23 protein-coding genes are annotated in these 21,995 nt (G+C 69.0%); 10 read left to right on the forward strand and 13 right to left on the reverse strand.

Annotation, left to right across the window (positions count from 1 at the left end; genetic code table 11):
• Nucleotides 1-16: 16 nt before the first annotated feature.
• The 5 genes from A6B37_RS14200 to apaG form a co-directional block, all read right to left on the reverse strand.
• Entirely contained in the window at nt 17-973 is a 957-nt protein-coding gene (locus A6B37_RS14200) for a D-2-hydroxyacid dehydrogenase family protein (protein ID WP_111826111.1), read from the reverse strand.
• A 61-nt stretch (nt 974-1,034) separates the two neighbouring features.
• Nucleotides 1,035-1,820, reverse strand: coding sequence for a DsbC family protein (locus A6B37_RS14205; protein ID WP_111826112.1), 786 nt, complete (start codon nt 1,818-1,820; stop codon nt 1,035-1,037).
• A gap of 52 nt (nt 1,821-1,872) precedes the next feature.
• Nucleotides 1,873-3,042 (reverse strand): UbiH/UbiF family hydroxylase, encoded by a 1,170-nt coding sequence (locus tag A6B37_RS14210; RefSeq protein WP_111826113.1) that lies wholly within the window; start codon nt 3,040-3,042, stop codon nt 1,873-1,875.
• On the reverse strand, nt 3,039-4,337 hold the full coding sequence (locus tag A6B37_RS14215; protein WP_111826114.1) for an MltA domain-containing protein: 1,299 nt from the start codon (nt 4,335-4,337) through the stop codon (nt 3,039-3,041). Before A6B37_RS14215 ends, A6B37_RS14210 begins: the two co-directional genes overlap by 4 nt.
• A gap of 36 nt (nt 4,338-4,373) precedes the next feature.
• Nucleotides 4,374-4,748 (reverse strand): Co2+/Mg2+ efflux protein ApaG, encoded by a 375-nt coding sequence (gene apaG / locus A6B37_RS14220; protein WP_039882644.1) that lies wholly within the window; start codon nt 4,746-4,748, stop codon nt 4,374-4,376.
• A gap of 90 nt (nt 4,749-4,838) precedes the next feature.
• Here apaG and rpe point away from each other — a divergent pair, with 90 nt between their 5' ends.
• The 6 genes from rpe (at nt 4,839) to trpC (ending at nt 10,543) form a co-directional block, all read left to right on the forward strand.
• Nucleotides 4,839-5,567, forward strand: coding sequence for a ribulose-phosphate 3-epimerase (gene rpe, locus A6B37_RS14225; RefSeq protein WP_111826115.1), 729 nt, complete (start codon nt 4,839-4,841; stop codon nt 5,565-5,567).
• 14 nt (nt 5,568-5,581) lie between these two features.
• Nucleotides 5,582-6,325 carry a phosphoglycolate phosphatase gene (locus A6B37_RS14230; RefSeq protein WP_111826116.1) on the forward strand — a complete coding sequence of 248 codons (744 nt, stop codon included), beginning with the start codon at nt 5,582-5,584 and terminating at the stop codon, nt 6,323-6,325.
• A gap of 256 nt (nt 6,326-6,581) precedes the next feature.
• On the forward strand, nt 6,582-8,102 hold the full coding sequence (gene trpE, locus A6B37_RS14235; protein ID WP_102773185.1) for an anthranilate synthase component I: 1,521 nt from the start codon (nt 6,582-6,584) through the stop codon (nt 8,100-8,102).
• 45 nt (nt 8,103-8,147) lie between these two features.
• The gene (locus tag A6B37_RS14240; RefSeq protein ID WP_111826117.1) at nt 8,148-8,714 is read left to right on the forward strand and encodes an aminodeoxychorismate/anthranilate synthase component II; all 567 of its coding nucleotides are present in this window, start codon (nt 8,148-8,150) and stop codon (nt 8,712-8,714) included.
• 12 nt (nt 8,715-8,726) lie between these two features.
• The gene (gene trpD / locus A6B37_RS14245) at nt 8,727-9,758 is read left to right on the forward strand and encodes an anthranilate phosphoribosyltransferase (RefSeq protein WP_102773183.1); all 1,032 of its coding nucleotides are present in this window, start codon (nt 8,727-8,729) and stop codon (nt 9,756-9,758) included.
• Nucleotides 9,755-10,543 carry an indole-3-glycerol phosphate synthase TrpC gene (trpC, locus tag A6B37_RS14250; protein ID WP_102773182.1) on the forward strand — a complete coding sequence of 263 codons (789 nt, stop codon included), beginning with the start codon at nt 9,755-9,757 and terminating at the stop codon, nt 10,541-10,543. Before trpD ends, trpC begins: the two co-directional genes overlap by 4 nt.
• Here trpC and A6B37_RS14255 read toward each other — a convergent pair.
• Nucleotides 10,540-12,405 (reverse strand): sigma-54-dependent Fis family transcriptional regulator, encoded by a 1,866-nt coding sequence (locus tag A6B37_RS14255; RefSeq protein WP_111826118.1) that lies wholly within the window; start codon nt 12,403-12,405, stop codon nt 10,540-10,542. The genes trpC and A6B37_RS14255 overlap by 4 nt on opposite strands.
• A 233-nt stretch (nt 12,406-12,638) precedes the next feature.
• Between A6B37_RS14255 and adh the strand changes: the two genes are divergently transcribed.
• Nucleotides 12,639-14,168, forward strand: coding sequence for an aldehyde dehydrogenase (gene adh, locus A6B37_RS14260; RefSeq protein ID WP_102773181.1), 1,530 nt, complete (start codon nt 12,639-12,641; stop codon nt 14,166-14,168).
• A gap of 58 nt (nt 14,169-14,226) precedes the next feature.
• Complete coding sequence (locus A6B37_RS14265) at nt 14,227-14,607, forward strand: DUF779 domain-containing protein (protein ID WP_102773180.1); 381 nt, start codon at nt 14,227-14,229, stop codon at nt 14,605-14,607.
• 8 nt (nt 14,608-14,615) lie between these two features.
• Here A6B37_RS14265 and A6B37_RS26085 read toward each other — a convergent pair whose 3' ends face one another.
• Nucleotides 14,616-14,774, reverse strand: coding sequence for a hypothetical protein (locus tag A6B37_RS26085; RefSeq protein WP_168202195.1), 159 nt, complete (start codon nt 14,772-14,774; stop codon nt 14,616-14,618).
• A 42-nt stretch (nt 14,775-14,816) separates the two neighbouring features.
• A complete protein-coding gene (locus A6B37_RS14270; protein ID WP_102773179.1) occupies nt 14,817-15,470 on the reverse strand; it encodes a 2-hydroxychromene-2-carboxylate isomerase in 654 nt (217 codons plus the stop codon).
• 104 nt (nt 15,471-15,574) lie between these two features.
• Between A6B37_RS14270 and A6B37_RS14275 the strand changes: the two genes are divergently transcribed.
• Nucleotides 15,575-16,492, forward strand: a complete 918-nt coding sequence (locus A6B37_RS14275) for a LysR substrate-binding domain-containing protein (protein ID WP_102773178.1) — start codon at nt 15,575-15,577, stop codon at nt 16,490-16,492.
• A gap of 10 nt (nt 16,493-16,502) precedes the next feature.
• Here A6B37_RS14275 and selD read toward each other — a convergent pair whose 3' ends face one another.
• A complete protein-coding gene (gene selD / locus A6B37_RS14280; protein ID WP_111826119.1) occupies nt 16,503-17,564 on the reverse strand; it encodes a selenide, water dikinase SelD in 1,062 nt (353 codons plus the stop codon).
• Nucleotides 17,565-17,694: 130 nt separating this feature from the next.
• Here selD and A6B37_RS14285 point away from each other — a divergent pair, with 130 nt between their 5' ends.
• The gene (locus tag A6B37_RS14285) at nt 17,695-18,204 is read left to right on the forward strand and encodes an acyl-CoA thioesterase (protein WP_102773176.1); all 510 of its coding nucleotides are present in this window, start codon (nt 17,695-17,697) and stop codon (nt 18,202-18,204) included.
• Nucleotides 18,205-18,223: 19 nt separating this feature from the next.
• Here the strand turns inward: A6B37_RS14285 and A6B37_RS14290 are convergent, their stop codons facing one another.
• From A6B37_RS14290 to A6B37_RS14305, 4 genes are all read right to left on the reverse strand, one after another.
• Complete coding sequence (locus A6B37_RS14290; RefSeq protein ID WP_102773175.1) at nt 18,224-19,180, reverse strand: sterol desaturase family protein; 957 nt, start codon at nt 19,178-19,180, stop codon at nt 18,224-18,226.
• 2 nt (nt 19,181-19,182) lie between these two features.
• Nucleotides 19,183-19,989 carry a polysaccharide deacetylase family protein gene (locus tag A6B37_RS14295; RefSeq protein WP_111826120.1) on the reverse strand — a complete coding sequence of 269 codons (807 nt, stop codon included), beginning with the start codon at nt 19,987-19,989 and terminating at the stop codon, nt 19,183-19,185.
• Nucleotides 19,973-20,953, reverse strand: a complete 981-nt coding sequence (locus tag A6B37_RS14300; protein ID WP_168202196.1) for a YncE family protein — start codon at nt 20,951-20,953, stop codon at nt 19,973-19,975. The genes A6B37_RS14295 and A6B37_RS14300 overlap by 17 nt, the downstream gene beginning before the upstream one ends.
• A gap of 173 nt (nt 20,954-21,126) precedes the next feature.
• Nucleotides 21,127-21,990 (reverse strand): DUF2950 family protein, encoded by an 864-nt coding sequence (locus A6B37_RS14305; protein WP_102773172.1) that lies wholly within the window; start codon nt 21,988-21,990, stop codon nt 21,127-21,129.
• Nucleotides 21,991-21,995 lie beyond the last annotated feature (5 nt).

Genomic DNA, 21,995 nt, shown 5'->3' on the forward strand with positions numbered 1-21,995 from the left:
CCACCATCCGCACGTTTCACGTATTCAGCACCCGCACCGGTTGCCCCGCCTGCCAGGCTTTCACGGCTTCCAGCGCGTTCTGGTAGAACGCCTCGAAATTCTCGCGGCTGACGTAGCCCAGGTGCGGCGTGAGGATCACGTTGTCGAGGTCGCGCACCGTATCGGTGGGCGACAGCGGCTCTTCGGGATAGACGTCCAGCCCCGCGCCGGCGATGCGGAATTTCACCAGCGCGTCCATCAGCGCTTCCTGGTCCACCAGGCCGGCGCGCGAGGTGTTGACGAGATAGGCGGTGGGTTTCATGGCGGCCAGCGCCGCGGCGTCGACCACGTGGCGGGTGCGTTCGGAAAGAATCAGGTGCAGGCTGACCACGTCGGACGTGGCGAACAGTTCGTGCTTGTCCACCCGCGCCACGCCGGCGGCCGCGGCGCGTTCGTCGGTGAGGTTGGGGCTCCAGGCCACCACGTCCATGCCGAAGGCCTGGCCCACCTTGGCCACCGCCGTGCCCAGCTTGCCCAGGCCCAGCACGCCCAGCCGCTTGCCGGCCAGCGGCTCGGGCATGGCCGTCTGCCACATGCCGCGGCGCATGGCCGCGTCTTCGGCCGGCAGGTGCTTGAACAGTCCGAGGATGTGCGCCCAGGCCAGCTCCGCGGTGGCGGTGGCGGCCTCGGGGCTGCCGGGCGCGCCGCACACCACGATGCCCTGCGCGGCGCAGGCCTGCATGTCGATGGCGTTGTTGCGCATGCCGGTGGTGATCAACAGGCGCAGCCCGGGCAGCGCGCGGATGCGCTCGGCCGGGAACGGCGTGCGCTCGCGCATGGCGACGATGACGTCGAAGCTCTCGAGCGTGGCCTCGACCTGCTCGGGCGGAATGTAGTTGTTGAAGATCTGCACCTCGGCGTCGCCGCCCAGCGAGGTCCAGTCGGCGTAGCGCCGGGCTACGTCGTGATAATCGTCGAGTATTGCGATTTTCAATGCGGTCTCCGGGTGGCGTGGCGCTTGCGGCGCCAGCCTCCCGGCCGGCGGCGCGCGCCGGTCAGTTCAGTCGGGCCTTGAGCTGCTCCAGGGGCAGCGCGCCGCTGGTGCGCGTGCCGTCGGCGAAGAACAAAGTGGGCGTGCCGCGCACCATCAGGCGCTGGCCCAGGGCCAGCAGTTCGGCCTCGGGCACGTCGCAGCTGGCGGCGGCCGGCTTGCGTCCGCGCAGCATCCAGTCGTCCCAGGCCGCGCCCGGGTCCTTGGCGCACCAGACGTCGCGCACCTTGTCCTTGGAATCGGCCGACAGGATGGGATAGAGGAAGGTGTAGACGGTCAGGTTGTCCACGTCTTCCAGCGTCTTGCGCAGCTGCTTGCAATAGCCGCAATTGGGGTCTTCGAAAATCGCCACCTTGCGCGAGCCGTCGCCCTTGATCTGCTTGATGGCCAGTTCCAGCGGCAGATCGTCGAACTTCACGGCGCTCAGCCGCTCCAGCGATTCGCGGGTGACGTCGCGGCGCGTCATGGCGTCGATCAGCGGACCTTCCATGACCCAGGTGACTTTCTCGTCCGTGTAGATCATGTCCATGCCCAGCTGCACTTCGAACAAACCGTAGGGCGTGCGCCGCACGGCCGTGACGTCCATGCCGGAGAAACGCTGCTTGAAACGTTCCTTGACCGCGTCCGCCGCGGGATCGGCCGGCGCCGCCTGGGGCGTGGCGTAGCTTTTGGCGTCCTTGCCGGCCTGGCCGACGGACTGCGTGGACACGGACTTGGCGTCCTGGGCCGACACGCCGGCCGACACCGCCAGCAGCGCGGCGGCCAGGACGGCGGAAATGCGGAAATTCATCTGTGCTCCTGTACTCGTATATCGTGTCGTTCGGCCTAGGGCCTAGCGTAACCTAGTTGCTCGAGGCCCCGGCGATCAGGCGGCGCTTGACCAGCGGCGCGCGCTCGACCCAGTGCATGCCGGCGTTGCGCAGCCAGACCAGCGGCGTGGCGCGCGAGGCGAACAGCTTGTGCAGGCCGTCGGTGGCCAGGCGCATGGCCAGCACCGGCTCGGCCCGCGCCCGCTGGTAGCGGTGCAGCACGCGCAGGTCGCCGGCCGTGCGGTAGGGCTCGCGCCCGGCGACCGTGCGCACCAGCGCCTCGACGTCGCCCAGGCCCAGGTTCAGGCCCTGTCCGGCCAGCGGGTGCAGCCGGTGCGCGGCGTCGCCCGCCAGCGCGATGCCCGGCGCCACCATCTGCGCGCGCTCCAGGGTCAGGGGAAAGCCATGCAGCCTGCTGCGCACCTTCAGGGTTCCCAGCCGGCCTTCGGCGGCGTCGGCCAGCAAGGCCTCCAGGCGCGCCGTCTGTTCGGCCGGCGGCAAGGCCAGCAAGTCGCGGGCCTGCTCGCTGCGCATGGACCAGACCATCGAGACCTGCGGGCCGTCGGCCGTGTCGGGCAGCGGCAGCAGCGCCAGCACGCCGTCGTCGCGGAACCACTGGACGGCCGTGCCCTGGTGCGGACGCTGCGCGTCCAGGTGCACCACCAGGCCGGTGTCGTGATAGGACTGGGACTCGTGCTTCAGGCCGGCCGCCGTACGCAGCGGCGAGGCCGCGCCGTCGGCGCCCACGAACAGTTCGGCCTCGATGCGCGCGCCGCCTTCCGTCTCGATGGCGCCGTTGCGATAGCCGGTGCAGCGGTCTTCCAGCCAGGCAATGCCGAACATGCGCACGGCCTGGATCAGCACGCGCTCGATTTCGCCGGATTCGACGATCCACGCCAGCTGCGGCAGCGCCGCCTGCCAGGCATTGAGGTTCACCTGCCCGTCGGCGTCGCCGTGGATCTCCATCGCGGTCACCGGCGTGAGCCGGGCCGCGGGCATCGCGTCCCAGACTCCCAGCTCGGCCAGGAAACGCTGGCTGGCCGGCGAAATGGCGTAGACGCGCGGATGGTAGTGGTTGGGATCGGCCGCCGGCACGCTGGCGCGCGGGGCCAGCACGGCCACGCGCTGGCCGCGGCGGGCCAGCGCCAGGGCGGTGGACAGGCCGACGATGCCGGCTCCGCAAACGACGATCTGATGGCTCATCTTGCTGTCGGCTCCCCGGCCTGCTTGGGCCACAACACCCACATCTGGCCGCGCTGCTTCATGCGCCCCGCCTGCTGCCCGGCCGCGTCGCCGTAGCCCCAGTAGAAGTCGGCGCGCGCCGCACCGCGGATGGCCGTGCCGGTGTCCTGGGCGAATACCAGGCGCTGCAGCGGCCGATCGGACGCCGGATAGGTGGTCGACAGGAACACCGGCGTGCCCAGCGGCACGAAGCTGGCGTCCACCGCCACCGAGCGCATCGGCGCCAGCGGGATCGCGTAGGCGCCCTTGGGACCCAGTTCGGGGTCCACCACGGCTTCTTCGCGGAAGAACACGACGGCCGGATTGGCGTTCAGCATTTCCGGCACGCGCCTGGGATTGCGCTGCGCCCAGGCGCGGATGTTCTGCATCGAGGCCTGGTCGGGCGCGAGTTCGCCGCGGTCGATCAGCCAGCGGCCGATGGACACGTAGGGCTGGCCGTTGTGGTCGGCATAGGCCACGCGTATGGTCTTGCCGGCGTCGGGGCCGTCGGTGAGCTGCACCCGGCCCGAGCCCTGCACCTGCAGGAAAAAGTTGTCCACCGGATCGTCCACCCACACCACCACGGGCGGGCGGCGGCCGGCGGTCGATTCGATGGCGGCGCGCGTGTCGTAGGGCACCACGCGCTTGCCGTCGAGCTTGCCGCGCACGCGCTTGCCCGCCAGGTCCGGATAGACCGATCCCAGGTCGATGGTCAGCAGGTCGGCGGGCACGGCGTACAGCGGCCACTGGTAGTTGCCGCCCTGGCGGCGCGAACCGCGCACCAGCGGCTCGTAGTAGCCGGTGACCGTATTGGTGGCCGGCTTGCCGTCGGCCGCGTTCAGGCGCCACGGCTGCAGATAGGTCTGGAAGAAGCGCCGCACCGCCTCGCCGTCGCCCGCGGCGGGCGCGCGCGCCGGGTCGGTGGCGGCCGCGCAGACCGGCTGCCAGGCCCGCGGCGTGGCGCGCGCCGGCGCGGCCAGGTTGCCGGAAGTGGGCCGCATCAGCCCGCGGCAGTTGCGCAGGAACAGCGGCCACACGCGCGACAGGTCGTCGCTGCTCCAGCCGGGCATTTCCGACCAGTTGCCCGGCTTGAACTTGCCCGCCAGCGCGCGCGGCGGCGTATCGGGCAGCGCCGACAGCGGCGGCACCACCAGGGGGCCTTCGGCCGCGGGCGGACGCGCGCCGGGAAGCGTGCCGGAATCGGGGGGAATGTCGGAGGGCGTGGAGCAGGCCGCCAGCAGTACCGACAGCACGGACAAACTGAAAATGCGCTTCATGAGCAAGGGCAGGACGTACGACGGGGACCGGGCCATTCAGTGCAGCGTGCGCGGCATGGCCAGGACGAATTCGGAGATCGGCACTTCGAACGGAATGCCGTTCTCGCCGACGCAGTGATAGGTGCCGCGCATCGTGCCCACCGGAGTAGGCAGGGGACAGCCGCTGGTGTATTCGAAGGTTTCGCCGGGCGCCAGCAGCGGCTGCTGGCCCACGATGCCCAGCCCGCGCACTTCCTGCACGCGCTGGTTGCCGTCGGTGATGATCCAGTGGCGGCTGATCACCTGGGCGGGGTGTTCGCCCGTGTTGGTGATGCGGACGGTATAGGCGAATACGAACTGCTGTTCGCCGGGATCGGACTGTTCAGGCACGAAGCGTGGAGAGACGGAGACGCTCAGGTCGTAAGGTTTCACAGTCCTTTCCTGTGTAGCAGGCGCGGCCGCCGGACCCGCCGGACCGGGCCACTCCCGGTACCGCGCCTCAAACTGCAATAATGGCACATTATGCCCTCCCCGACTCCGAACATCATGTCTACCCTTTCGGCCTCCACCCGCATCACCCCCAGCATCCTGTCGGCTGACTTCGCCCGCCTGGGCGAGGAAGTCCGCAACGTCGTCGCCGCCGGCGCCGACTGGATCCACGTGGACGTGATGGACAACCACTACGTCCCCAACCTGACCATCGGCCCCATGGTGTGCGCGGCGATCCGTCCCCATGTTTCCGTGCCGATCGACGTGCACCTGATGGTGGAACCGGTGGACGACCTGGTGCCGATGTTCGCCAAGGCCGGCGCCAACTACATCAGCTTCCACCCCGACGCCAGCCGCCACGTGGACCGCACGCTGACGCTGATCCGCGAAAACGGCTGTAAGGCCGGCCTGGTGTTCAACCCCGCCACGCCGCTGTCCTACCTGGACTACGTGATGGACAAGATCGACCTGGTCCTGATCATGTCGGTCAACCCCGGCTTCGGCGGCCAGAGCTTCATTCCGGCCGCGCTGGACAAGCTGCGCGAGGCGCGCACCCGCATCGACGCCTGGACCCGCGCCGGCGGCCAGGAAATCGCCCTGCAGGTCGACGGCGGCGTCAAGATCGACAACATCGCCGAGATCCGCCGCGCCGGCGCGGACACCTTCGTGGCCGGTTCGGCCATCTTCGGCAAGCCGGACTACGCCGGCATCATCAAGTCGATGCGCGAGCAGATCGCCGTCGGCGAAACCACCGCCATCTGATACCGGGAATCGATATGACCGCTTTTCGCGCCGCGCTGCTGGACCTGGACGGCACCCTGCTGGACTCCATCCCCGACCTGGCCTTCGCGGCCAACGCCATGCGCGTGGAGCTGGGCATGTCCCCGCTGCGCGAGGACGTGGTGGCGACCTTCGTCGGCAAGGGCGTGGACAACCTGGTGCGCCGCAGCCTGGCCGGCAGCCTGGAGAGCGCCGACCCGGAGCCCGCCGAGTTCGACCGCGCCCGCGCCGCCTTCTACCGCCACTACCACCTGGTCAATGGCGAAAAGGCCCAGGTGTACCCCGGCGTCATCGACGGCCTGAAGCAGCTGCGCGAACAGGGCCTGAAGCTGGCGGTGGTCACCAACAAGCCCACCGAGTTCACGCTGCCGCTTTTGCAGCGCACCGGCCTGGCCGGCTTTTTCGACGCCGTGGTCTGCGGCGACACCTGCGCGCGCCGCAAGCCCGATCCCGACCAGGTGCTGCATGCCTGCGACCTGCTCGGCGTCACGGCGCCGCAGGCCGTGACCATCGGCGACTCCCTGAACGACGCCCAGGCCGGACGCAGCGCCGGCACGCAGGTGCTGGTGGTGCCTTATGGCTACAACGAAGGCAAGGACGTGCGCGAGCTCGATGTCGATGGTATAGTTGACACGCTAGTTGACGCGGCCCAGTGGGTCGCGCTCTGGAACCAGAGCCGCAATACGGCAAACACTGCGGCAAACACCGCGGCGAACGCCACGGCAAAAACCGGTTCCTGACCAGCAGGTTTCCATACCAAGTTTCCATAGCAGAATCACCCGATGAACGTTTCCATCCAGAACCAAATGCTCGGCGCCTCGTGGCGCTGGTGGCGTTTGTCTTCCGGGTGGCGATGATCCCTCCCGGCCCTGGACGCGTATGCCGCCTAGTGCCGTAGCTGTGTAACCACAGAGCCAAGCCCGGAACCAGTAACCTGGACCGGGCTTTTTGCTATGTGCCCGGTCCGCAAGCAAATCGAACGCTTACGAGACCCACATGACCGAAATCGAATTCAAGGCCCTCGCCGCGCAAGGCTACAACCGCATCCCGCTGGTGGCCGAAACCTACGCCGACCTGGACACGCCCCTGGGCATCTACCTGAAGCTGGCGCATGCCGGCCCGCAGGCCGGCCGCATGACCTGCCTGATGGAATCGGTGGTGGGCGGCGAGCGCTTCGGCCGCTATTCCTTCATCGGCCTGCCGGCCCGCACCGTGATCCGCGCCAGCGGCACGCGCACCGAGGTGCTGCACGACGGCAAGATCGCCGAGACCCACGACGGCGACCCGCTGGCCTTCATCGAGCAGTACCAGAGCCGCTTCAAGGTGGCCCTGCGCCCGGGCATGCCGCGCTTCTGCGGCGGCCTGGCCGGCTACTTCGGCTACGACACGGTGCGCCACATCGAGCCCTGCCTGGGCCCGGCGGTCAAGCCGTTTCCGGCCGGCATGGAAGGCGGCACGCCCGACCTGATGCTGATGCACGTCGACGAACTGGTCATCGTCGACAACCTGGCCGGCCGCATCTACCTGATGGTCTACGCGGACCCGGCCCAGCCCGAGGCCTACAGCCGCGCCCAGCAGCGCCTGCACGACCTGCGCGTGCGCCTGCGCCGCCCGGTCGAAATCCCGTACAGCCACGCCAGCATGCAGACCGAAGAGCGGCGCGACTTCAAGAAGGAAGACTATCTGGCGGCCGTGCGCCGCGCCAAGGAACACATCGCCGCCGGCGACCTGATGCAGGTGCAGATCGGCCAGGTCATCGCCAAGCCCTTCCGCGATTCCCCCCTCTCCCTCTACCGCGCCCTGCGCTCGCTCAACCCCTCCCCCTACATGTACTTCTGGAATTTCGGCGACTTCCAGGTCGTGGGCGCCTCGCCCGAGATCCTGGTGCGCCAGGAGCGCGTGGTCGAAAACGGCGAGCCCAAGTCGCAGATCACCATCCGCCCGCTGGCCGGCACCCGCAAGCGCGGCGCCACGCCCGAGGAGGACGCCGCGCTGGCCGCCGAACTGAAGGCCGACCCCAAGGAAGTGGCCGAGCACGTGATGCTGATCGACCTGGCGCGCAACGACGTGGGCCGCGTGGCCGAAGTGGGCTCGGTGAAGGTCAGCGACACCATGGTCATCGAACGCTATTCGCACGTCATGCACCTGGTGTCCAACGTAACCGGCAACCTGAACCCCGGCATGAGCAGCATGGACGTGCTGCGCGCCTCGTTCCCGGCCGGCACCCTGACCGGCGCGCCCAAGGTCGAGGCCATGAAGATCATCGACGAACTCGAACCCGTGCGCCGCGGCATCTACGGCGGCGCGGCCGGCTACCTGAGCTATGGCGGCGAAATGGACGTGGCCATCGCGATCCGCACCGGCGTCATCAAGGACGGCACGCTGTACGTGCAGGCCGCCGCCGGCATCGTGGCCGACTCCAGCCCCGAAGCCGAATGGGCCGAGACCGAGGCCAAGGCCCGCGCGGTGCTGCGCGCCGCCGAGCAGGTGCAGCATGGCCTGGACGAACCCATCTGACCCCAGGCCCCGCCCCTACCGAATACCGCCCGCACGGAGAAAACTATGCTGCTGATGATCGACAATTACGATTCGTTTACCTATAACCTGGTGCAATACTTCGGCGAACTGGGCGAGGACGTGCGCGTCGCGCGCAACGACCAGATCACGCTGGACGAAATCGCCGCCATGAACCCCGACCGCATCTGCGTGTCGCCCGGCCCCTGCTCGCCCGCCGAGGCCGGCATCTCGGTGCCCGTCATCGAAGCCTTCGCCGGCAAGAAACCCATACTCGGCGTGTGCCTGGGCCACCAGGCCATCGGCGCGGCCTACGGCGGCAGGATCGTGCGGGCCCAGCAGATCATGCACGGCAAGACCGTGCAGATCTCGCACACCGGCACCGACATCTTCACCGGCCTGCCCACCCCGTACACGGCCATCCGTTACAACTCGCTCACCATCGATCCGGCCACGCTGCCCGACTGCCTGGCGGTCACCGCCACCGCGCCGGACGGCGACATCATGGGCGTGCGCCACAAGACGCTGCCGCTATACGGAGTACAGTTCCATCCCGAGTCCGTGCTCAGCGAGCATGGCCATGCCCTGCTGCGCAATTTCCTGAACCTCGCCTGAGAAGGACGCATCGTGACCATTTCCCCCGCCGAAGCGCTGACGCGCTGTATCGAACACCGCGAAATTTTCCACGACGAAATGCTGCATCTGATGCGCATGCTGATGCGCGGCGAGATGTCGCCCCAGATCGCCAGCGCCCTGCTGATGGGCCTGCGCGTGAAAAAGGAAACCATCGGCGAGATCACCGCCGCCGCGCAGGTCATGCGCGAATTCGCCACGCCCGTGGTCACGCCCAATCCGGAAGACCTGCTGGACATGTGCGGCACCGGCGGCGACGGCAGCCATACCTTCAACATTTCCACCACGGCCATGTTCGTTGCGGCGGCCGCCGGCGTGCCGATCGCCAAGCACGGCAACCGCAGCGCCTCGTCCTCCAGCGGCAGCGCCGACGTGCTCGAAGCCCTGGGCGCCAACCTGGTGCTCACGCCCGAGCAGGTGGCCGAATGCATCCAGGCCACCGGCATCGGCTTCATGTTCGCGCCGGCCCACCACGGCGCCATGAAGAACGTGGCCGCCGTGCGCAAGGAACTGGCCGTGCGCACCATTTTCAACATCCTCGGCCCGCTGACCAACCCGGCCAACGCCGCCAACCAGCTGATGGGCGTGTTCCACCCCGACCTGGTCGGAATCCAGGTGCGCGTGCTGGAACGCCTGGGCTCGCGCCACGTGCTGGTGGTGCACGGCAAGGACGGCATGGACGAAGCCTCGCTGGGCGGGGCCACCATGGTCGGGGAACTCAAGGACGGCAAGGTCCTCGAATATGAAATTCATCCCGAGGACTACGGGCTATCCATGATGTCCAACCGCAGCATCAAGGTGTCCAATCGCGAACAATCGCGCGAGCTGGTCATAGAGGCGCTCGAGAATGTCGAAGGCACGGCCCGCGACATTGTCGCGCTCAATGCCGGGCTCGCGATTTATGCAGGCAATAAAGCCGATTCCATTCCCGCAGCCTTAGCGCTAGCATTCGAACTGATTTCCACCGGCGCGGCGCGAGCCAAGCTGGAAGAATTCTGCGCATATACCCGGAAATTCCTGAAATGAACGATATTCTCGCGAAGATCCTCGCCGTCAAGGTCGAGGAAGTCGCCGCCGCCCGCCAGATGCGCAGCGAAGCCGAAGTCCTGCGCGAAGCGCAGGCGCGCCAGGACGTGCGCGGCTTCGCCCAGGCCATCGAAGACAAGATCGCGCAGGGCAAGGCCGGCGTCATCGCCGAAATCAAGAAAGCCTCGCCTTCCAAGGGCGTGCTGCGCGAGGGCTTCGCCCCCGCCGAAATCGCCGCCTCCTACGCCGTGCACGGCGCGGCCTGCCTGTCGGTGCTGACCGACGTGCAGTTCTTCCAGGGCTCGCACGACCACCTGCGCCAGGCCCGCGCGGCCTGCTCGCTGCCGGTGCTGCGCAAGGACTTCGTGATCGACCCCTACCAGATCATCGCCGCGCGCGCGATGGGCGCCGACTGCGTGCTGCTCATCGTGGCCGCCCTCACCCCGGCGCAGCTGCGCGAGTACGAAACCCTGGCGATCGAACTGGGCATGGACGTGCTGGTCGAAGTGCACGACGCCAAGGAGCTGGACATCGCGCTGGAAATGAAGACGCCGCTGTTGGGCATCAACAACCGCAACCTGCGCACCTTCGAGACCAGCCTGTCGAACACCCTGGACCTGCTGCCGCGCATCCCCGCCGGCAAGCGCGTGGTGACCGAGAGCGGCATCCTGACGCCGGAAGACGTGAAGCTGATGCGCAAGAACAAGGTCGACGCCTTCCTGGTGGGCGAAGCCTTCATGCGCGCCAAGGACCCGGGCGCGGAACTGGCGCGGCTGGTGGGTTAGGCATTCATACGCCGATACAGCGTGCTGCGGTGCACCCCCAGCGCGCGCGCCGCGCGGCTGACGTTGCCGCCATGCGCGGCCAGGGCGTCGCGGATCGCGGCGTCGGTCATTGCTTGCAGGTTGGCGGAATCGCCGGCGGCGCCAGGCGCGGGCGCCGGCGTTGCGCGGATATCCGCGGGCAGCATGTCGGCATCGACCCGGCCCGCCGGCCCCGCCAGCACGTGCAGCGTGCGCAGCACGGCGGCCATCTGGCGGTAGTTGCCGGGCCATGAGTACGCAAGCAGGACGGCTTCGATGTCGGGCGGCAGGCGCGGCCCTGCGCCTTGCGCCGCCCACAGGCCGCGCAGCAGCTCCAGGCGGTCGGCGCGGGCGCGCAGCGGGGCCAGCGTGACGGTGTACTCGGCAATCCGGAAATACAGGTCGGGCCGCACCGGCGTGTCGACGCCCTGCGTGTCGGCGTCCGCGTGCGCCAGCGGGCGGTGCGTGGCGCACACCAGCGCGAAGTCCACCGGCACCGGGCGCGCCGCGCCCAGCGGCGAGACCTCGCGGGTCTGCAGCACGCGCAGCAGGCGCGACTGCAGCAGCAGCGGCATGTCGCCGATCTCGTCCAGGAACAGCACGCCGCCATGCGCCTGCCGCAGCAGCCCCTTGCTGCCCTGGCGGCGCGCGCCGGTGAAGGCGCCGTCTTCATAGCCGAACAGTTCGGATTCGATCAGGCTTTCGGGCAGCGCGGCGCAATTGACCGCCACGAACGGGCCGGCGGCCCGTTTGCTGCGCGCATGCAGTTCGCGCGCGAACACTTCCTTGCCCGCGCCGGTTTCGCCTTGCAGCAGGATGGACACGCCCGCATCCGACAGATGCACGGCGCGCGCCAGCGCGCCCAGCGTGGCGGCGTCGAAGTTCGGCGCGGCGGGGCGCGAGGCGGCCGGCGGCGCGACCGGCGCGGCCGGGGCCTGGCGGGCGCGCACCGGCGGGCGGCGCAGGCGCGCATGGTAGGCCGCGCCGGCGCGCGTCAGCACCCGGCCCGCCGCGTCCGGGCCGCGTTCGATATCGCCTTCGAATACGTCGGCGTAGCGGTACACGCCCAGGGCGGTCGCGGCCAGGCCCAGCGCCTGCAGGGCGCAGCGGTTGGCGCCCACCAGCAGGTCGCCCTCGAACGCCAGCAGTCCCTCGCCCGGCAGGCCCAGGCCCGACGGGCTGGTGTGCAGTTGCAGCACCGTGTGCGGATCGAAGGCCTGCTCGAACAACCGGTGCTCGATCAGGTCCACCGCCGCGCGCACCAGCGCCAGCACCTCGGGCCGGATCTCGCGCGCCTGGCTGGACAGGTCCAGCACGCCCACGGTGCGGCCTTCGTTGTCGGTGATGGGAACCGCCGCGCAGGTCAGGATGCGGTTGGGTTCGAAGTAATGTTCCGCGCCGTGCACGGCGATGGGCCGGCCTTCCACCAGCGCGGTGCCGATGGCGTTGGTGCCCGCGGCGGCCTCGTCCCAGGCGGCGCCGGGCATCAGCGCCACGCGCGAGGCGCGCTGGGCGAAATCGACGTCGCCGTCGCTGTCGAGCACCAGCCCCTGGGCGTCGGAGAGAATCACCAGGCTGCCGCTGCCGCCGGCCTGGCGGCGCAGCATGGACATGGCCGGCTCGGACATCCGCCGCAGCGCCTCGTTGCGCTGCTGCGCCTCGCGCAGCTCGCCCTGGGTCATCAGCTCGGTGCGGCGCACGCCGCGCATGTCGAAGCCCAGGTCGGCGCAGCGCCGCCATGAACGCAGGATGGGCTCGGCGACCATGCCGCCGGGCACCGCGCCCTGCTGGTTGAACAGCAGGCGCGCTTGCGTCAGCGTGTGCTGACGGGAATGAGTGGCCATGCGTGTCTCCTGGGACAGGCATTCTGCGACGCCTGTTCCGCAACACTGTCGCATAACGCAACAGCGGGTGGGGGCCGCCAGACGGCTGAGGGCGATCTCCCCGGCGTGTGGAATCCTACTTTCGCACGCGCAATCCCCGCTGTCCAGCGGACCGGCCCCTACTGGCATGGTCCTTGCTTGATACGGAGCAGGCAGCCCACTGCCGCCCCCGACACACAATACCGGAGACAAGCATGGACATCGCGACCCGAGTCACCCCCGACACCTATGGCACGCGCCTGGACCTGAAAACCCAGTACGACAACTTCATCGACGGCAAGTGGCAGAAGCCGGCGGACGGCGAATACTTCGACAACCTGACTCCGGTCACCGGCCAGGTGCTGACCCGCAACGCCCGCTCCAGGGAGCGCGACATCGAGCTGGCGCTGGACGCCGCGCATCGCGCCGCGCCCAAATGGGGCGCCACGTCGGCCGCCGAGCGCGCGCGCATGCTGATGCGCATCGCCGACGTCATGGAGGCCAACCTGGAGCGCCTGGCCACGGCCGAAACCTGGGACAACGGCAAGCCCATCCGCGAGGCCCGCGCCGCCGACATCCCGCTGGCCATCGACCACTTCCGCTATTTCGCCTCGTGCATCCGCAGCCAGGAAGGCGGGCTGTCCGAGATCGACCACGACACCGTGGCCTACCATTTCAACGAACCGCTGGGCGTGGTGGGCCAGATCATTCCGTGGAACTTCCCCATCCTGATGGCGGCGTGGAAACTGGCGCCCGCGCTGGCCGCCGGCAACTGCGTGGTGCTCAAGCCCGCCGAACAGACGCCGCTGGGCATCCTGCTGCTGATGGAGCTGATCGCGGACATCCTGCCCCCGGGCGTGGTGAACGTGGTCACCGGCTTCGGCCTGGAGGCCGGCAAGCCGCTGGCCTCCAGCAAGCGCATCGCCAAGATCGCCTTCACCGGCGAAACCACCACCGGGCGGCTGATCATGCAGTACGCCTCGCAGAACATCATCCCGGTCACGCTGGAGCTGGGCGGCAAGTCGCCCAACATCTTCTTCGCCGACGTGGCCGCGCAGGACGACGATTTCCTGGACAAGGCGGTGGAAGGCTTCGTGATGTTCGCGCTGAACCAGGGCGAGGTCTGCACCTGCCCCAGCCGCGCGCTGATCCAGGAGTCGCTGTACGACAGGTTCATGGAGCGCGCTCTCAAGCGCGTCGGCCAGATCAAGCAGGGCAACCCGCTGGACGGCGACACCATGCTGGGCGCGCAAGCCTCGACCGAGCAGCTGGAAAAGATCCTGTCGTACCTGGACATCGGCAAGCAGGAAGGCGCCGACGTGCTGGCCGGCGGCGCGCGCGCGCAGATGCAGGGCGCGCTGGAAGGCGGCTATTACGTGCAGCCCACGGTGTTCAAGGGCCACAACAAGATGCGCGTGTTTCAGGAGGAGATCTTCGGCCCGGTGGTGGCGGTGACCACCTTCAAGGACGCCGATGACGCGCTGGCCCTGGCCAACGACACGCTCTACGGCCTGGGCGCCGGCGTCTGGTCGCGCGACGCCAATACCTGCTATCGCATGGGACGCGCGATCAAGGCCGGGCGGGTGTGGACCAATTGCTATCACGCCTATCCGGCGCATGCCGCGTTCGGCGGCTACAAGCAATCCGGCATCGGGCGCGAGAACCACAAGATGATGCTCAACCACTACCAGCAGACCAAGAACCTGCTGGTGAGCTACTCGCCCAAGAAGCTGGGCTTCTTCTGACCCGCGACCGGCGGGCGCGCCTGGCCCGGCGGCCGGGCGCGCCCGGGAGGACGACATCATGGCAGAGCATACGCCGCGCGTGGTCGCGACCGACGAGGCGCGCCGCCTGATCGACACGCTGCGCGCCAAGCACGGCCCGCTGATGTTCCACCAGTCGGGCGGCTGCTGCGACGGCAGCTCGCCCATGTGCTATGCGCTGGGGGAATTCATGGTGGGCGGCTCGGACGTGCTGCTGGGCGAACTGGAAGGCTGCCCGTTCTACATGGGCGAGGACCAGTTCGCCTACTGGGAGCACACCCAGCTCATCATCGACGCCGTCCCGGGCCGGGGCGGCGCCTTTTCGCTCGACAGCGCCGAGGGCAAGCGTTTCCTGCTGCGCTCGCGGCTGTATTCGGACGAGGAATGGGCGCGCGTGGCGCCCGTGACGCGCGGAGGATGAGCCGTGCGCTAGGGCCCGTTCTTCGGATCGCGCCTGCCGTCAGGCTGGGCGCGCTCGGCCAGCTTCCAATGGAAGGATACGCGCCGGATGCGGGCGGCGCGGAACTGGGTGAACGAACGGCCGCCCGGCATGGGCGCGCCGCGATAGGCACTGCTGGCGTTCTTCATTGTGTGACGAAGGGTTGACGGAAAACTTGCTCGGGCGGCGGTTCAGGCGCGGGCCGCCGACGGCGCCCAGGCGCCGACGGGCGCGCCGCGGCGGGCCCAGTCCAGCGCATCTTCCAGGCGGTCGTTGCCCCAGAACATCTCGCCGTCCACGAAAAACGTGGGCGCGCCGAACAGCCCCAGGTTGCGGGCGCGGTCGACCTGGCGCCGCAGCGCCTCCTTGGCGGCCTCGGACTTGGCGCGGGCGATCAGGGCGTCGGCGTCCAGCGCCATGCCGGTCAGCAGCCCGTGCACCACGTCCTCGGCCTGGATGTCCTGGTCATGCTGGAAATTGGCGCGGAAAACGGCCAGGCAGAAGTCGCGGCCCCAGGGCTCGTCCTGGCCCAGCAGGGCGATGCGCGCGGGCAGCACGCTCATGCGCGGAAACAGGCGCGGCCGGCGGTAGACCAGGCCGTATTTCTCGGCCAGGCGGGCGATGTCGCGCATCATGTAGGCGCCCTTGCCGGGAAACAGCCGGAACGGCGAATCGTTCCAGCCCTGGGCCTGGAAGATGGGGCCCAGCAGGAAAGGCTTGAGATCGACCCGGACTTCGGCCTCGCGGGCCAGGGCGTCGATGCGCTCGATCGCCAGATAGCTGTACGGGCTGGCGAAATCGAACCACATCTCGATGCGCGGCGCATCGGGCAGGGATACAGTCATCACGAACTCCGTAAGGGTCAGGGAGGCCTCCGAATCCCTATTGAACGCCCTCGGAGTACTATTGCTCAAGCAACATTTCCGTCCGGTACGCATGAGTTTCACGAATGCCATATCCGCTGGCCAAACTGCCGCCGCTTGATCTCGTCCGGGGCTTCGTGGCCGTGGGCCGCCGCATGAGCATCACGCTGGCCGCGCAGGACCTGCATGTGACGCAGTCCGCCGTCAGCCGCCAGATCCGGGCGCTGGAGGCGCACCTGGGCGTAGCGTTGCTGGTGCGGGGCTTTCGCAGCGTGTCGTTCACCTCCGAAGGCGCGCAGCTGTTCCGCATGGCCGACGTGTGGCTGAGCCAGCTGGGCGACCTCACCGAGCAGCTGCGCGCGCCCGAGCGGCGCACGCCCGTCACCATCACCACCACCATCGGCGTGGCCTCGCTGTGGCTGCTGCCGCGCCTGGGCGACTTCCAGGCGGCCCACCCGCAGATCGACGTGCGCGTGGCGGCCGACAACCGGCTCATCGACATCGACCGCGAGAACGTGGACATCGCCATCCGCTACAGCCTGCGCGACGGCGTGCCGGACACGGCGCGGTGGCTGTTCGGGGAATCGGTGGTGCCGGTCGCGCATCCCAGCCTGGGCGCGCGCGAACTGGACGCCCGCGAACTGCAGCGCCACGTGCTGCTGGAATTCGACGACCCCGGCCGCCCCTGGCTGCAATGGTCGGAATGGCTGAACGCGCGCGGCCTGGGCCGGGCCCAGGCCAAGGGCATGCTGCGCTTCAATCAGTACGACCAGATCGTGCACGCGGCGCTGGCCGGCCACGGCATCGCGCTGGGACGGCTGGCGCTGGTCGCGCCGATGCTGGCGGACAAGCGCCTGGAGGCGGTGGGCGGGCAGGCCGCCAGCGCCACCGAGCTGGCCTACTGGCTGGTGTGCAACCCGCGCCGCAGCTCGCCGGACACGGCGGTGGTCATGCAGTGGCTGGCGGAACAGGCCGCGGCCACCGCCAGCGGCCTGGGCGCGTAGCGGCCCCGCTTTACTCCACCCGCACCAGCGGCTCGCCGGCGCTCATCTCGCCGATCACGGCGGCGTCGGCGAAGCCGTGGCCGCGGAACAGGTCCAGCACCGCGTCGGCCGTGTCAGGCGCGCAGGACACCAGCAGGCCGCCCGAGGTCTGGGGGTCGGTCAGCAGGGCGCGCTGCGTGTCGGTGACCGACTCGCCCAGACGGATGGATTCGCCGTAGGAGGCCCAGTTGCGGCCGGACGCGCCGGTGATCACGCCGTCGGCCGCATAGGCCTGCACGCCCGGCAGCCAGGGCAGGCTGTCCAGGCGCAGGCGCGCCGTCAGGCCGGCGCCGCGCGCCATTTCCAGCGCGTGGCCGAGCAGGCCGAAGCCGGTCACGTCGGTCACCGCGTGCACGCCGTCCAGCGCGGCCAGCGCCGGCCCGGGGCGGTTCAGCCGGGTGGTGGTGTCTATCATCACGCGGTAGCCGGCTTCGTCCAGCAGGTTCTTTTTCAGCGCCGCCGACAGAATGCCCACGCCCAGCCCCTTGCCCAGGATCAGCACGTCGCCGGCGCGCGCGTCGGCATTGCGCCTGACCCGGTCCGGATGCACCAGGCCCATGGCGGCCAGGCCGTATATGGGTTCGACCGAATCAATGCTGTGGCCGCCGGCCAGCGGGATGCCGGCGTCGGCGCATACCGATTCGCCGCCGCGCAGGATGTCGGCGATGACGCTGTGCGGCAGCACGTTGATCGGCATGCCGACGATGGCCAGCGCCATGATCGGGGTGCCGCCCATGGCGTACACGTCCGACAGCGCGTTGGTGGCCGCGATGCGGCCGAAATCGTAGGGATCGTCCACGATGGGCATGAAGAAGTCCGTGGTGGCGATCAGCGCCTGTTCGTCGTTGAGCCAGTAGACCGCCGCGTCGTCGGCGGTCTCGGTGCCGACCATCAGGTTCGGGAAACTGGCGGCGGGGCCGAAGCGCGCCAGCAGCGCCGACAGCACGCCCGGCGCGATCTTGCAGCCGCAGCCGCCGCCGTGCGAAAGCGAAGTCAACCGCGGCACGGCCGCGCTCGCAACATCCTGGGTCATTTCTATCTCCGGTCGATACGGCGAAGAGGATAGCACCGGCGCGGCGGCGATCCGGGAAACGCAGAAAACCCGCGACCGCGGGACGCGCCAGCCGCTACCATAGGCGTTTTATCCCAGATTCAATGCCGCCATGGACGACGCATTCAGCCACCAATTGTCGATGACCATCCTGATGACGCCGGACATGGCGAATTTCTCGGGCAATGTGCACGGCGGAACCATACTCAAGTACCTGGACCAGGTGGCCTACGCCTGCGCCAGCCGCTATGCCGGCCAGTACGTCGTGACCCTGTCGGTCGACCAGGTCGTCTTCCGCGAACCCATCCACGTGGGCGAACTCGTGACCTTCCTGGCGGCGGTGAACTACACCGGCCGCACGTCCATGGAAATCGGGATCAAGGTCGTCACCGAAGACATCCGCAGAAAGCTGGTGCGCCACACCAACAGCTGTTACTTCACGATGGTGGCGGTCGACGAGCGCGGCGCGCCCACCGCGGTGCCGCCGCTGGCGCCGCGCACGCTGGAGGAAAAACAGCGCATGGAGGCGGCCAGGCTGCGGCGCGAGCTGCGCCAGGAAATGGAACGCCGGCACGGCGAGATCAAGCGCGAAACCACGCACGACGGCCACGCCGCGCCCTGAAAGAACGCCGCGTCCGCCCTCAGGGGCGGCCGGCCAGGCGCTTGAGGCCCAGCCACTGCTGCGACCAGAAGCCGCGTCCGTAGTCGCGGCCGCCGGCTTCGGGCTGCTGGTCATGGATGCCCGTGGGGCCGTAGCCCACGCCGAAGCGCGCGGTGCGAAACAGCATGTCCCAGAACGGAAACAGCGCGCCGAAGTTGTAGCCGCCCGCCGGCCCCGGCGAGGAGGCGTCGTAGGCGATGGAATGATGGTGCCGGTGAAAGCGCGGGCTGACCAGCAGGCGGTCGCCCAGCGCGCCGAAATGCATGCGCAGGTTGGCGTGCGACAGGCTCTGCGCCAGCTGGGTGATGGCCACCACCATCACGAACTGCGCCGGCGGCACGCCCACCAGCTGCGACACGAACACCACCAGCACGTCGCGCAGCATGTCGTCGAGCAGATGGTTGCGGTCGTCGCTCCAGATGGTCATCTGGCGCTGGCTGTGGTGCACGGCGTGCAGCGCCCAGAGCCAGCCGAAACGGTGCTGGGCCCGGTGGTAGAAGTAGTCCACCGCGTCGAACAGCAGCAGATAGATGATCAGGCTGACCCAGGCGCGGTCGGTCACGCCGGGCCAGTACTGGTCGAGCTGGAACGCGGCGAAGCCCCATACGTGCAGCTGGCCGAACACGCTGTCCCACAGCGGATCGACGGTGAAGAACAGCACCAGGCGGAACGCGCCGAGCCGGTGGATCAGCGTGTACAGCACGTCCACGCCGATCTGGCGGCGGTCGGTGACGGGCTCGACCGGGCGCAGGCGCTGCAAGGGACCGAATACCAGCACCAGCACCGCGATCTGCAGCAGGCCGACCAGCAGCCACATCGTGGCGTCATAGCCGTCCTCGATGAAGTTGCTCAGGCCCAGGTGAAACAGCGCGGGCTGAACCGCCGTCTCGAAGATCCATTGCTGGCATTCTCCGAAAAGTCGACTAAGCGTTTCCATGATCAATGATGCGTGGCGATCCAGCCGCTATAGGCCGGATGCGTGTTCAGGGTGGCGAAACAATAGCCCTTGCGCTGCAAACCTTCAATCAGCGGCTCCAGCACGGCCGGCGCCCACGGGTCCTGGCGCGACCAGATGCCCAGGTGGGCCAGCAGGATGTCGCCCGGCTTGATGTTGCGCAGCGCCTGATCCAGCAGGCGGGCGTTGGGATATTTGTCGCTGGGCAATTCGTCGCCCAGGAAGCCGGCGGGCGCCCAGCCCACCTGTTCGTAGCCGCAGGCGCGCGCGGCCTGCAGCAGCGCCGGCGAGGTCTTGCCGCCCGGCGCGCGATACAGGGGCAGCATGTCCTGCCCGGTCATTTCGCGAAAGCGCGCGGCCGAACGCTTGATCTCGGCGCAATATTGCGCCGACGTCCATTCGGCGCGCTTGCCAGCGTCCGGGCCGGCGCTGGGCTTGACGCGGAAGCGCCCGCCCGGCAGGTCGCCCTGCCAGTAGACGTGGTCGTAGGTGTGCGAGCCGAAGGCATGGCCTTCGGCGGCGCGCGCCTTCCACCAGGGCGCCCAGACTTCGTCCAGGCTAGCGCCGCCGGTCAGCGTGCGTTCGTTGGCCAGAAAGAACGTGACCTTGACCTGGTGGCGCGCCAGCACCTCCGCCACCAGCGGGGCCACGCCCATGTGGCCGGTGTCGAAGGTCAGGTAGACGGGCTTGTCGCAGGCGGCCGGCCCCGCGGCGCCGGCGTTCGACACGGCCAGCGCCAGCGCGGCGGCGGCCGCCAGGCGCGCCCGGAAAGCGTCAGCGCGTAGGCGCATGGTTGAGCGTCCAGACGCCATGCGGCGACTTGCCCACCGGCACCTGGCTGGAAACCTTCTTCTGCTCCAGGTCCACCACGGTAAGCTTGCGCGCCCAGCGCGAGGTCACCAACAGCGTCTTGCCGTCGGCCAAGACGTCCATACAGTCGGGGCCGCCCGGCACCGCGAAGGTGTCGGTGACCGTCAGCGTCTGCATGTCGATGCGGCTGATGGAATTGGCCGTGCGGTTGCTGACGAACAGGTGGCGCTGGTCGCCCTGCGCGCGGAAGGCGTGCGCGCCGGCCGCGGTCTTGATGCGCGTCACCAGCCTGGCCGGGCCGTTACTGACGTCGTAGGCTTCCACGTAGGAATCGCCGGTCAGCGCGACCAGCAGCGTCTTCTGGTCGGGCGTCAGGAACACGTCGGCCGGCGTCTTGCCGACCGGCACCGTCCACTTCGGCGTCTGCGTGGCCAGGTCGATGGCGATGAGCTGGTCGCTGTCCTGCAGCGTGACGTAGGCCGTCGTGCTGTTCCTGTCGATCATGATGTGGCTGGGCGTCTTGCCCGCCGGGATGCGCTTGACCAGCGTCAGGTCGAAGCCCTGCTCCAGCGGCTTCCAGGCATAGATGTCGATGTGGTCCAGGCGGTTGGCCGCCGTCACGAACCACTTCATGTCCGGCGAGAACTGCAACTGGTAGGGATCGACGATGCCGGTCAGCGTGCGCTGCACGTCGCCGGTGCGCGGGTCCATCAGCGTGATGGTGTCGCCGGTGGCGTTGGCCACCATGAGCGATTTCTCGTCCGGCGTCAGGTACAGGTGGTGCGGCTCCTTGCCCGTGGGCACGCGCCGCAATTCCTTGTAGGTGGCCGGGTCGATGATGCTGACGTTGGCGTCCAGAGAATTCAGGACGAAGATCGGGGCGGAAGCCGCCGCGGCGCTAAGCGCCATCCCCACGCCCACCAGGGCGTAGCGGACAAAATGCATGGGGTTCAATTTCTGGATCCGGCAAAGGGAAATCGGTCAGTCTCGCGACTGCTCGCCATTGTAGGCACGGCGGCCTGACAAATGCATATCAGCCCGCCGTTTCGCCACAAACGCACACGCCTGTTGCGGTCCGGCAACAAGCCGGCCGCCGGCTCCCCCTCAGACCGATAAAGTCATTTGGCGCCAACGGGTTGCGCGTCGGCGGAAACCCAGTTGCCGGCCTCGATATCGCGTTCGCGCAGCGCCGCCGCGCGCGCCGCCGACGACGGCCCCAGGTCGGCCTCCAGCACGCCGCCCTCCGGCCCGACGACGAAGGAATCGATGCCGGTCTGCCCGTACCGGGCGGGCCACGCCACGATGCGGTAGGAGTCGGCGCGCGCGCCCGGAATCACCTTGTAACGGTAGCCGTAATAGGCGTCCTCCGGCGGCACGTCCGGCCCCATGGCCAGCGCGTCCGGTCCGTAGGCCTGCGGCGGCGAGCCGGGCAGTTCGGGCCAGTACAGCCCGTCGCGCTCGCCGGCGCGGCTGACCAGCCGGCCGGCGTAGCGCCCCTGGCCGACGCCGTCGCGGTAGCGGACCTGGGCGGCCTGCAGCTGGCGCAGGGTGTCTATGGCGGCCAGTTCGTTGCGGCCGATGGCGCGGCGCCGGATCTCGGCCGTGCCGGCCGCCGGGTCGAAGCGCCAGCCGCTGCCGGCGCGCACCATGGGCACCGGCAGGGTCCAGCCCGAATCGCCCACCGCCAGCCAGGAACGGCCGCCGTCGGCGACGATTTCGTGCTTGCGCGACCAGGCCGCCAGGAAGCGGTAGATGTCCTCCTGCGCCACGCCGCCGGGCACGATGCGCCGGTGGTTCGGGCCCAGCACCTTGGCCAGGCCGTCGAGGTCGCCGGTGGCGATGGCGTCGACGAAGGCGTCGGCGGCCGCCTGCGGGCTGGGATACAGGCTCTGGGCCGCGGCCGGCGCCGCCAGGCCCAGCGCCAGCGCGAGCGCGCCCAGCGCGCGCAGGGAAAAGAAAGTCGGGAAAGCGCTTTTCTGCATGGTGC

This window comes from Achromobacter sp. HZ01, assembly GCF_003267925.1.
Taxonomy (GTDB): Bacteria; Pseudomonadota; Gammaproteobacteria; order Burkholderiales; family Burkholderiaceae_B; genus Achromobacter; species Achromobacter pulmonis_A.